At 62.8% G+C, this 12357-nt stretch carries 7 protein-coding genes and 1 pseudogene; 7 read left to right on the top strand and 1 reads right to left on the bottom strand.

Translation table 11 applies throughout. From position 1 onward, the window contains the following. Positions 1-75: 75 nt before the first annotated feature. The gene (locus tag NKH49_RS22530; RefSeq protein WP_352612588.1) at positions 76-246 is read right to left on the bottom strand and encodes a hypothetical protein; all 171 of its coding nucleotides are present in this window, start codon (positions 244-246) and stop codon (positions 76-78) included. Positions 247-609: 363 nt separating this feature from the next. Between NKH49_RS22530 and NKH49_RS22525 the strand changes: the two are divergent. The 7 genes and pseudogenes from NKH49_RS22525 to NKH49_RS22495 all read left to right on the top strand — a co-directional run bounded on the left by NKH49_RS22525 (position 610) and on the right by NKH49_RS22495 (position 12346). Then, positions 610-1431: pseudogene (locus NKH49_RS22525) on the top strand (IS5 family transposase). Positions 1432-1656: 225 nt separating this feature from the next. Then, a complete protein-coding gene (locus tag NKH49_RS22520) occupies positions 1657-2292 on the top strand; it encodes an Lcl C-terminal domain-containing protein (protein WP_352927930.1) in 636 nt (211 codons plus the stop codon). 374 nt (positions 2293-2666) lie between these two features. Then, positions 2667-3797: a hypothetical protein gene (locus NKH49_RS22515; protein ID WP_352502898.1), complete on the top strand. Its 1131-nt coding sequence runs from the start codon at positions 2667-2669 to the stop codon at positions 3795-3797. Next, a complete protein-coding gene (locus NKH49_RS22510) occupies positions 3794-5122 on the top strand; it encodes a hypothetical protein (protein ID WP_352927927.1) in 1329 nt (442 codons plus the stop codon). Before NKH49_RS22515 ends, NKH49_RS22510 begins: the two co-directional genes overlap by 4 nt. After that, positions 5119-8967: a coiled-coil domain-containing protein gene (locus NKH49_RS22505; protein WP_352871002.1), complete on the top strand. Its 3849-nt coding sequence runs from the start codon at positions 5119-5121 to the stop codon at positions 8965-8967. Before NKH49_RS22510 ends, NKH49_RS22505 begins: the two co-directional genes overlap by 4 nt. Further along, positions 8964-10304, top strand: a complete 1341-nt coding sequence (locus tag NKH49_RS22500) for a hypothetical protein (RefSeq protein ID WP_352502901.1) — start codon at positions 8964-8966, stop codon at positions 10302-10304. The genes NKH49_RS22505 and NKH49_RS22500 overlap by 4 nt, the downstream gene beginning before the upstream one ends. Then, positions 10301-12346: a hypothetical protein gene (locus NKH49_RS22495; RefSeq protein ID WP_352612577.1), complete on the top strand. Its 2046-nt coding sequence runs from the start codon at positions 10301-10303 to the stop codon at positions 12344-12346. The genes NKH49_RS22500 and NKH49_RS22495 overlap by 4 nt, the downstream gene beginning before the upstream one ends. The last annotated feature ends 11 nt before the right edge of the window (positions 12347-12357 follow it).

Below are 12357 nucleotides of genomic sequence, written 5' to 3'. Positions count from 1 at the left end.
CGGCCAGATGAGCGAGAACTCGGTGTTGGTCTCGATCAGGGTTGACGTTCGTCGACGACCGTCGGTAATTGCCGACTACGAGTCGAGGTCGTAGGGCTCGTGGCCCAGCTCGTTGTGATGAAGCGCCTCTGCCATACACCTGATATCGAACGCCTGGCCGCACGCCGGGCAGACGACATAATACTCCTCCTCCCGAAGTGGCGAAGCGTCGTGGTCTTGGGGAAGGACGATATCATCGTCGGGCATTGGGTCCTCCGGCAACCCGCCCGCTATGCTGGAACGCTTGCCGGCAGGATTTGTTTCAAAGTTATTGCGCCTAAGGAAAGGGTCCGATGTCCGGTTTTGACAGCGATGCCGTCCCACCGGGCTGTTCAAAGTGATTATCATCTGCAACCTTTGGTTACGGCACGGGCAAGAACCTTTTCCTCCGGCGGCAAGGCTCGAATTCAACCAAGCATGCGCGGTCGAAAGACCTCCAATTCGGCAACGCACACTGCTGGCCGAGATCGACTGTGGAGACGAATACCGAGGGGGATGGAAGCGGTTGAGTGGCCCCGTCCGTTGTGATTCGTTTGAGTTGTCTAGACTTGAACGGGATCACGACATGGGTTGGACGGAGACCGCCGGCGATATTGCCGCGCGGGGCAGCGAGATGCAAACGCGTTGACGGACAGGGAATGGGCGTTGATCGAGCCGTTCCTGTCGGGAACGAAGACAACGGGACGACCGCGGACGACAGAACTTCGGGCGGTCGTGGACGCGCTTCTCTACATCGCCTGGCCCGGCTGGCAATGGCGGGCATTGCCGGACCGGTTCCCGCCGGTTTCGACGGTTCAACGCTAGTTCTATGCCTGGCGGGACAACGGGCTGTGGAGACCATCAACTTGCACTTGGTGGCTGCGGCACGCCTGCGCTGGTCGCGAGGCGAGCCCGAGCGCCGGTGTCATCGACAGCCAATCGGCAAAGACCACGGACGTTGCCGGTTTGCGCGGTAACGACGCCGGCAAGAAGGTCAAAGACCGCAAGGGCCATATCATTACCGACAGCGAGGGACACTTGGTCGGGCTGAGGGTGCACGCAGCCGACTTCCAGGACAGGGATGGGGCAGTCGGCGTCATCGCCTCCATTCGACGGCCTTATCCCTGGTTGCGCCATCTGTTCGCCGACGGCGGCTATGCCGGAGAAAAACTGTCGCAGGCTCTGGCCAATCTCGGCACATGGACCATCGAAATCATCAAGCGCTCCGACGCGGCCAAGGGCTTTGAGATGCTGCCACGACGATGGGTCGTCGAGCGAACCTTCGCCTGGCTGGGACGTTGTCGCCGGCTCGCCAAAGACTTCGAGGCGACCATCGCCAGCGCCGAGGCGTGGATCTTCATCGCCTCGATCGGCCTCATGCTTCGCCGCATGGCAGCTCCGCGTCGTGCGTAACCGAATTTCGAGTCAGGCTCTTAGAGCTTGTTCTCTGGCTCGACGGCGCAGAAACGACCGAGGATTACTTCCAGACCAGAATTGATCGTTCGGCGCATATGAGCACAAGCTAATACTCCCGGTTGCTCGATGAAAGGTTAAAGCGATCGGTGTTCGGCTCGAGGATTACTGCACGCATTCGCTTGGTGGACCAATGCTTCGATCATTTACAAGGCAACCCGGCAAGTGCAGGAACTTTCAATTATTCGCCGGTTCAAGTACGCTTCCGATTGCCATGTCGAACGCGCGGCCAAGGAGGAGGAAGGCATGCATCGGATCGCCACTCTTGCGACTTTCAGCATAGGGCTTGCCTTTTTTGCAACCATATCAACGTCACAATCCCAAGCTGCACCTTGCGGTATCGTGCACAAGCAAGCCCGCCAGCCGCTGAGTGATCAAAATTTCTGGTTGCTCGCTGAACATGACGGCAAAGCTTTCGTCGACCAACGCACTTGCCTTGTTGCCCGGCTAGACAGGCTTGATCAACCCGCAACGCTGAGCGATGCGATGGGGTACTGCGCCACGCTCGGGCAAGGCGGGCCGCACGGCGACATGGGCTGGGAGCTTCCGACGATGGCGGAACTGACGAGCCTCGATTCGGCAGACTGGCCAAGTCAGCGCGAGGCGTTCGCGCAATACAAGCTGCCGCCGCTCGCACGTAGCGAAACCGAATACTGGACCCGCACTGAATGGCCGGGCCTGGCAGGGTCCTTTGCGGTCGTTGCCTTCAGTGCCCCCACCACTCTGGTGCGTCCGCTTGAAGCGTCCAAGAAGGCAGGCGTATGGTGCGTTTTTGGGGCGCCCGCCACAGGCTTGGACTAGCTGCCTGGCAGCCCGCGCAGATTGGTTGAGGTTAGGGCCCAAGGCCAGATCGTGACCTCCCGCATTCGAACCGTGGGCGCCGAACGATGCTTGGACGGGGCCAAGAGAGCGGAAAAGACAACTCTTTACGATGCGTTAACTGCATCAACACTTAGGCACGCATTTCCGTAACGGAATGCAAAAAGCCACGTGTATCGACAGACAAACCGTTCTATCTTACTTTAGCAGTGCATTTTAAAGCGAAGCTGAATTTGAATTGGCCACGCCTTCGGCGGCCAATTTCCGCTGTAGCGAACAAATACCAAAAGTAGCCTGCTAGCATATTGCCAGTAAAGAGCAATGAGGCCGCCGCTTCGACGGTGGGGGAGGCTTTTGTGCATTTTCCTTTGGTCGTTATGTTGAAGAGGTACATCTTCAATCGAGCGATCATCGTCGCGGCGTTTCTTGTGCACGGCGAAGGAATTGACCCCGCTGCAGCCCAGCAAATCTGCGGCCCCGCGCTATCGCAGTGCGACCTGCAGACCGACCCCGCATGCCTTGAACGCACCTATGCGTGCGGTGAATACGATACCGTTATCCAGTCGCTCTTCGTCGAGCGGTTCGAACCGACGCCCGACCAGAAATACTTCGTCGGCGCCTCATTCTACGGCCGCCACATTCGCGAACGTGCCGCCGGCGTGCAGTGCGAGATGGTGAAGTTCGCGCGCGAATACCTGACCGACTATCTGTCCGGCGTCGAGACCGAGTTCACCACCAGCGGCTCCTTCGGCACGGTGCGACAGATGGATCAAATCTATCATGCCGCGCAGATGCTGACCGACCTCGGCAGCGTAACCGGTTGCCCGGAATCGGCACTCACACGCGCCGCCGTCGAGGACATCGCCCGCAGTGAGGCCGTACGCTATGCGCGCTCGGTGTTCCTGCAGCCGCCGCCGGAAGCCCGTTCCTCGTTCGAAACGCTGCAAGGCGCGCTGAGTGGCTTCGTCAGTCGGGCGTCAGACCTCGAAACGGGCATCGCGCTGCGCCGCGTCGAGATTAAGTCGGCCGACACGCACTTGAAGGCGATCCGCGCCATTTTCGCGGAGATCTTCGGACCGGTGAGCGGTGCGGGCGCGACGCTGGTCGCCAACACCTCAATCCTCGACGGGTTGGCAGCGAAGACGACGCAGATGCTGCGCTCCGTCGAAGTTTCGGAGGAAGAGTTCAAGCGGGCGCTCGGCAACGTAACGCCTGAGCAATACGCCAATCTTAATCGCAAGACCGTCGCTAGCGCTGAGGACTTTCTCAAAGTCTCCGCCTTCCACATCAATATGATCGGGGTGCTGCTCCCGACCGATCCGGCAAAGCCCTTCTGGCGACTGGATGCCGAGGTTCATGCCGACAACGCGGCACAGGGCGCATTCAATGATCTCACCAAGATTAAGGCGGACTGGAAGGCGCACGGCGCTGCGACCGGCATCTGCGCCCAGGCAGGCGCAGCCGACAGGGTGTGGTACTGCCGATGACAAGCTTCCGAGACACCGTGTTATTCGTCATCGTCAGTTGCGTGTTGGCCAGCGAAGCCGGCGGCGCATCGATTCTGGAGCGCGCTTACACATCGGAAAAACTTGACGGCTTCTGGAACGCCACGCTCTCGAACGCGACGCCCGAAACGACCCGGTTCAGCTTGCTCGCCCCCGGCCCCGTCGCCGTCGAACCGAGTCACGAGGCGACGCAGCCCGATTTCGGCCTGCCCTTCGCCGGCGAGGTGATCGGCGAGGCATCTGCCCCCTCGGGCGGCAGCCGCAGCGTCGGCTTTCCGGTCATCCCGCTTTCGGCCGACGACGCCTCGGTGCTGATGCGCCGCCTCGCCTGGGCGGAGATCTATCTCAGCCGCTACCGCTTCTTCGCCCCGGTCTCGACCGATAACGCTGAAGAACTCGCCGCCCTCGTCGGGCGACAATACGCAGCCGCGATCGAGGCTTACCTGATCACCGGGCGGCTTTACTTTTCCGGGGCCGACTTGCAGGAGAAATGCCGGCATCTGACGCGTATGAACGAGATCGATGCTGGACCTTTGTCGGGCGCAAGCGCGGATGCGCTGCCTGCTGCCTGGCGCCCGCTATTCCCGATCGTTGGGGCGGTGCGTGCACGGCTCGGCTCGGACGCGCTGGCAAAGCTGGTCTGTTCGGCCAAGCCAGTGCGTGGGCGGGCCGAGACGACCGGCCTCATCGAGACGCGGGTGCGCGAACAGATCGTCAAGGCGGTCAGGACGAAGGTCGACGACACGCTCAACCTGATGAACGCCGCTTCGACCCAATATCAGTCGCTGGTCAACGAGATGGACGTGACGATCAAGTCGGCCGAGGTGATGGAGTTGGAGCGAGTACTCGGCAACGCTCAGGCCAACATGGTGCTTGTCAAGGAGGACCAGCTGAAAGCAGCCGAGACGATCGCCACGCTGCAGGCCGTCGATCTCTCCAGCCTCAACCAGCCGGATTCGCTGAAGGAGTTCGAGGACGGTAAGGCAAGGATGTTACAGATCGTCGGACAAATCGAAGGGGTGATGACGGCTCTGTCCGGCCTCGCGCATGTCGTCGACGATCCGACGATCACGTCAGAGCTTTCTTCCTGCGCAGGACTGGCCGGCGCGTATTCGACGCTCGACCTCACGCTGGACACCGGCGCGCTGACTGCGAAGATCAATGGGCCCTACGAAGACTGCATCAATCATGCCCGGGCGGTGGTCGGGCGGTTCCAGAATCCTTCGCTTTCCAAGGCGCAGATGGCCGAACTTGCCCGGCACGTGCGCCAGATTTCCGAGGTTCTTCTGACGACGGGGCAGCCATGAGACGGTTTTTCCTGCTTTGCGGACTGGTTGCCGGCGTCGTCTTCGGCGCTGCGGGAATGGCGCGCGCGCAGGACTGCATGGCGCTCGACGTCGACGCGGCGGCCGGCCATGCCGGCGAGCTGACGACCCTGCTGAAGATCGCTAATTTCCGCGCCGACGTAAAATATATGGGTGAAGTCGCCACCGAACTCGAACAGTTCCTGACGACCTGCGGCGACGAGGCGACCGGACGGCTGGCGATCGTGTGCGATTTCGACTGCCATCTGCAACTCGGGCGCTACCGCCTGTTCCTCGCGGCCGACATGCCCTTCCTGTCGTCGGCGAGCGGTGTCAGCCGAAACGATACGCCGGTTTCGCCGCAGGCGGCGCAGGAATTCGGCCGGCAAGGCATCGAGATCGTCGACAGGGGTCTTCGCATTCTGGCGCGGCAACAAGGCAACGACCAGGGAGCCGCGGCGGGAGCGGATGCGAGTTACCGCAGCTTCGTGCGGCAGTTGACGGCGCTGTCCTCGCTGAAGATCCAGTTGCTTATGAACACCGGCGACGTCTGGTACCAGACCCTCTCGGAGGCGCGCGTCAAGGCGCTCGACTTCCTGGTCTACGATACGTTGGGCGCTGTCGGAGGCGCCGGCCTCGACAGCCAACCCAACCTCTCCAAGGCCTACACCAATTACGAGGCCGCAATGTGGGTGCTGGTCGAGACGCAGATGGATATTCCGGGCGAGTCCACCTACGACGACTTGCGCGCCGACCTGCTGCTGCAGCACAGCGACCTCGATGCCCGCATGGACAGCGTGCACAAGGGTTTCCTGTTCCTCAACATCGACCCCATGCAGTTCACCACGATCCCGTTCGAAGAACTGCAGCAGGCCCTGGCCGAAAGCGAACAGCGACTGACCGAGGTCGAGCGCAATGTCGAGGCGCTGGTTGAGCGGTGGTACGCGAACAAGGAAGGCCAAGCGACCCGCGCGATCGATGAGGAGCGGACGATCCGCAGCCAGGAAGTCAACCTGATCGCCCACAAAATCGGCAAGCTGGAGCACGAGGCGCAGACCTTCGCCACCACCGTCCAGCAAGAGATCAACGCGGTCGACGCCGAGAAGGACACGTTCGGCTATCGCCAGCAGATCAGGTCGCTGGAGATCGAGCTCGGCACCAAGATCGCCGAGTTCGAGAACCAGCGCCGTCAGATCAATGACAGGCAGGAACTCGATCTCATCGTCCTCTCCAAGGAGGCCGAAGTCGAGCGGCGCAACGAACTGCGCTGGCTGCTGAATTGGGAAATGACTCAGATGAACCTCGATCTGCAGATTTCCTCGCTCGAGAGCCAGATCACCGAATATGCCCGCCAGACCGAGCGCAACGCCAACCAGCTCGAACAGGCGGTTCGCCAGCGGCAGATCCTCCAAACCCAGATCACCAACAACCAGGGTGCGATCGCCCGCGCCAACGACACAATCACCGAACTGCAACTGCGCCAGACCGATCTCTATCAGCGCCGCCGGGCCGTCGACCGCGAACAGCTTTGCGGCATCGAGAACCAGCTCGCCCTGATCGGAGAGGCGCCGGCCCATCCATTCACCCCGCTGCTTGCGGGCGAACAGCCGTGCCAGACAGTGACGCCGGCCTTCACGCGCAACCAGTATGTCGCCCAGATGTGCGGCCCTGATGGACAGTCGGGCCTCAGGGCTCAGCTCTTGGCCACACAGACCCAGGCCAGGGCTTTCCTGATGAAGTGCGTCATCGGTGACGCCGATTTCGCCGACGTCGAGCCGCTGATGTCCGACCAGCAGATGATCACGTCGAACGTCTCGCTGCCGCAGGAACTGGCGAACGTCAGTTGCGGCTCGTTCACACAGACGGAAACCGACTTCGCCAAGAAGCTCTATGAAGCCGAGCGTGACGCCTATGCCAAGAAAAAGGCGGACCTTGAGGAAGCCCGCGACCAGGTCGACGGCCAGTTGACCGAAGTGATCGCCTGGTTCGCTGCGTTCAACGGCACGACGCAGGCCGCGCAGATCACGCTCACCGCCATCCAGGCCGCCTACGCGATCTCCGCGGCGATACCCGAGGTCAACGTCTGCGCCTGCGGGCTCGCCAGCGGCGCGGCGACCAAGATCGACACCTCCAAGGTCGTCAAGGCGTCGCTCGAAGCGGCACAGTCGATCTTGTCGACGATCATCGCGACCGGGCGGGTGACGCAGGAGAACATCAACCAGATCAACGGCCTGCAGCAGAGGATCACGCAGCTGCGCCAAGCGAATGAGGAACTCGACCTCGACAAGGCGCTCAAGGCCCGGGCGCTGATCGACACGCATTTCCAACTCGCCGGCCGGCTGGCGCAAGGGGCCGAAGAGATCAAGGAGCTGACACTGCAGGGCTCGATGGCGGCGGTCGACTGCCAGAGCCAGGATCTCGGCATCGACGAACAGGTGGCGCGGCTCACGTCCGACCATGAACGAATACTTGCCGGACTCGATCTTCAGGCGCGCGAAAACGACATGCTCAGTTTCCAGATCACCGACCAGCAGCGCACGATCGACCGGCTGACCAATGAGATCGCGATCCTCAATCTCGAACTCGACAAGCTGTCCTTGTCGGAAGCTCAGCTCAACGAGGACAATGCACGTGTTGCCGAACTGGTCGCGGCAACCAACGGCCGCATCGAGCGCGTTCGCGCTGCGCAGACGACCGTTACCGGCCTCGCCGAGAAATCAAATGCCTCGACCAACCTGATCAACGAACTACGCGACAGGCAGAGGGACAAGATGCTGGCACTGAACGATGCCGAACTCGCCTTCGTCGAGCAGCGCATCACGCAGTCGCGCGGCAACACCGAGGAACTCGTCGCGGGCCTGAACCAGGCCAAGGATCTCGGTCTCAAGAGCCGCGCGCTCCAGGACAGCATCCTGAAGTTCCAGGGCAATATTCAGGCGGAGGTGACAAAGCAGCAAGAAGACATGACCAAGCTCGTTACCCAAATCGACGATCCGGCGACGGGCAAGAATCTGTTCATCGCGACCCAGGACACCGTAGCCGACCTGATGAAGGGCATTCCCGAATATCTGGTGACCAAGCGGCGCGTGCTTGAGACCGCCAACCGGCTGATGCACCTGATGCGCCGCCGCTTTGAAGTGGTGCAGGCCTTCACCGGCGAGGCCGCGACTGTGCCCGAGGTCTATGTGCGCAACGCAACCCAGCTGCAGGCAATGATCGACGACATTGTCGCCAAGCGCTTTTTCGACGAGCGGCAGATCAATATCGATGTCGCCCAGATCGTAGTGCCCGCCAATTCCGGTTTCGCCCGCAAGCTGGCGCTCGACGAGAATGTCGAGTTCGAGGTTTCGCCCTTCGCATCGACCGACGGGCTGATGAAAGCGAACGGCTATTTCGCGCTATGGGCGCCCAACAAATTCCGCGAGCGCAAGAATCTGACACTGATCGATGTCTTCGTCGGCACCGACTACCAGTGCACTGGCGCGCAGTGGAACCGCTTCGCCTTGCAACACCGCGGCAGCGGCTTCGTGTTCAAGCCGCTGACCAAGGGGTCGAACGAGGTCCGCGCCGACATTTCGGTCGGGCCGGAGCGGGTCGCCTTGCAGACCTTTTTCAACCAAGCCGACAGCGGCGACGAGATCAGCCGGATCATCCGCTATTGGGTTCAGGATCGCTACCAGGCGCGCAAGTTCCCCCGCGCACCCGGACCGTCGAACGACACCAGCCTGATCCTGCCCTATCTCGGCGCGCCGCTGATCGGCTCATACCGGCTGTCGCTGCAGCCGAGCGACTGCCCCTTCGACGGCGCTGTGTTCACCCTCTATTTCATCTTCGCGAGCGCGCCATGAGAGCGATCATCGCCACAGCGGCGCTCGGCATGGCGCTTGGCGCGACGGGAGCGGCCGCGCGCGACCTCTTCGTCGACAATCTTGCCGGCTATAGGATCGAATCGCGTGTTCTCGACGCTCCAAACTGCGAGGGGCCGGCCATTCCGGACGGCACGCTGAAAACCTTCGAGCAAGGCCTCTGCGTCTTCCACCGCCCGGCCCGCAGTCCCGAAGACAGCCAACGCGCCGCCAATCTAATGCGGGAGGCGCAGACACGCGGACTGCCGCCCGTCCACCAGCAGCTTGCCGGGCTGATTTCAGGTCTGGCGACCTGCGCCGAGGCGACGCGTCACCTCGACGCCTACCGCGCTTCGGGGAACCAGAGCCGGATGGAGCAGACGCTGTTCTGCCGCGACCGGCGGCACAGCCAGGCTGACTTGAATGCAATCGAATGGAACCATGCGCTGTTCGAGTATGCCGACGGGCTCGCTTCGAACCGGACGCTCGATCAGAGACTGGCGGAGATGAGCGCCTGCCAGGCCGGGCCATTGAGCGCCGATTTCGACGCCCAGTGCGGCCTGATCTCCAATCTGTCTGACACCGAGATCAATGCCTTCGCCGACGGAGCGGCCGGCAAGGTGATCGAAAACTACTTCGCCAGCGTCGAGAGCCCGATTACGGCGATGTTTTCCCGCAAGCTGAAGCGTGCCGAGGGTCTGGTGCAGAGTTCGCGCGCCGGCATCGACGGTATCAAGGCGGGCGCCGACGCGGTGAACAAGGAATACGCTGCGCTAAACCAGGTTTACGAGGCGGCGCGCGACACCAAGATGGGGCCGATCTACAACGCCTACCGCGAAGCGATCCTGAGGGCGACCTCGATCCTCGACGAGTTCGACCGCTGGAAAGGCGGCCTGTTCATAACCTCGGAAAACATCAACCTGATGCCGAAGATCACCGAACGGTCGGGCGAGATCGCGGGCGAGAAAACTCGCGTCGAAGGCCTAGCATTCGCAGCCAAGGCGAGCGGCCTGATCACCGACATCAAGCGCATCATCAATGCCGACGCCGAGAACCGCGCCGCAGTCGCCGCGCTTTGCCGCATCTACTTCTGCGAACTGACCAACCGCCGGGCAATGGCCGACGTCATCCGCACCTGCCGTCGGCCGGCGCTCGCCAACAATCCGCTGTGCATCGGCCAGAACGGGCAGATGAGCAATGGAACTCTCAAGGTCGATTTCCAGGGGCCGCACTCGATCTCGGTCAAGGAGCTGTGCCAGTCGGCCGGCCTCGATCCGTTGATGACCGAAGTCAATATGGAGCCCACCCGTGCGGCAAGCTGCCTGAGCGAACTGAGATGAGACAGGCGGCCGCATTGCTCACCCTGTTTCTCGCCAGCACTTCGGTGGCCCCCGCCGAGCCGCAGCTTGACGCTTTCGTCACCGATCAGAACAAGGACGTCTATGTCGCGCTTTTCGACGGCAAGGCGGTGGAGCTTGCCGGCTGCGCCAGCGCCGGCCAGGCGAAGCGGCTGCTGCACCTGCCTGACACCGCTATCGTCTCGGAGGCAACGTTCGCCAAGCTTCAGACCGAAAACGGCTTCGGCGCGCAGCCGCGCTTGCCATGCCCCGGCACGGCCTTCGATATCGACTGGCCGGCGACGACCGCCATCTGGGCCGATGTCGAGGCATCGGGCAACTACTATCTCCCCGCCGTCTCGGGCAGCGGTTATTTCGCCGTCCCCGCCGCCTGCGCGGAGATCAAGGCAGCGCTCGCTATCCGCGAGCGGTTGCAACTCCCTGGCGTACTGCAGGGCTTCGTCGCGCCGCCCGATGTCGGGACACCCTTCGTGTTCGATTGCGGGCGCGCCGATCTTGGCGGCACATCGAATGTAGCGGTGGCGAGTGCGGCGCGCTGGAGTCTGCACCGGTTTGAAACCTTCCTCAGCGCCGAAAGCATTGGCGACACGATCTATGTCGTGCGCTACGCGCCGCCGGGCGAAGGTGCGCAGCCCTCCTACCTGCCGATTGTGCGCCTTGACGGCAAGGCGACGCGCGACATCATTGCCGATGCAGCCGGAGCGGAAGCGGCGGAGAAGAAGCTGCGATCATTCTTCGGCATCGCTGAGGCCGAGGCCGTAACCCTGCTCGGCGCCGACGCGGTGGCGGCGCTTCGTTCGGCGCCCTTCGTCGACCTGTGTCTGTCGAATTGCGATGGCTATCAGCGCGAGCACTCGACCTTCGCGCAGCCGGGTATCGACCTCGGCCTGACGCCGCTGTCAGCCGGCCTGTCCATCACCTCGCTTGACTCCCTCGGCAATGCGCGGCTGGATTGGATCTTCGCGGAGGGGCGAAGCCTGTCATTTACGGGTTGCCCGCGTCTGACGTTGGCGCTCGGCCTCTCCGCCCCCGGCATTGGCGACTGGATGGGCGAGACGGATCGCGCGCTGACAGCCGCTCCGGCGCCGGGTACCGGGTTCGACTGTCGGGGTTCGGCCGGCGATACGTGCCTTCGCCGCATCAATGATGGCGGCACGCTGACGCTGGCGCAATTCTCTGCCGAGGGCGATTGCGCCGGGCGGGCGAATCTCAGGCTCGAACTGCCCGCATCGGTCCAGATGCCGCAGACGCTAATCCTGAAGGGATTGCCGTTCAAGACCGTGCACATGGCGCCGGCCCCCGGCGTTGCCCGCACGCGGCTCGTCGGCACCGCCAACCGAGTGCCTGCCGGCACGTCGTCATGCATCCTGTCAGCCACAGGCGTGATCATCGTCGCCGATGGATTGCCGCGGCTCGAACTCGAGCGGATCGATCTGGCGCGGGCAGCCGCTCAAACGACCGACGAGGTCGTCGCCGTGATCGCGCAGAATGGCGCGGTCGCGCTCGACGATGTGACTATCGGCACCGTGGCGGACGGACTGTCGCCGATCGCGCGGGGCGCGTCGCTGTGCCTGGCGGACCTTTATGCGCGCGGGCTCAGGGTCGAAGCAGACATGCTGGCGATCCAAGGCGTTCGGGCACGGCTGCTGATCTCGGCCCAAGCGCCTGCCCGCTCCAGCATTGTGCGCGCACGCTTCGGCGCGGTGCTCACCTCCGACAGCCTGATGCGGATGGCCTTCACGGACATCGCCGCCGCCAATCCGCTAGTTCTGCGCGGCGCGGTCGTGGCGGGTCGCTCGGACGGGCTCGCGCCCATGGCCGCTGGCCTTACGGTCGGCTCCGCCATCCAGCTCGAGCGCGGTTCGTCGGCGAATTTCACCACCTCGACGGTGTCCGGCTTCCGCTGCGCGGTCAGTTTCGCCGACAGCGCCTCCAGCGCCAGTTTCCTGCTGCCGGGCAACGACATTGCACACGACAATACCAGCCGGGCCTGCGGGCCAGGCCGCTTCAGCCTGGTCGAATAGAGCGGAAAGGA

This window comes from Mesorhizobium sp. M1088 (genome assembly GCF_040318575.1).
GTDB lineage: Bacteria > Pseudomonadota > Alphaproteobacteria > Rhizobiales > Rhizobiaceae > Mesorhizobium.
Note: the sequence above shows the minus strand (reverse complement) of the source record. Positions and strands in the feature narration are given on the sequence as shown.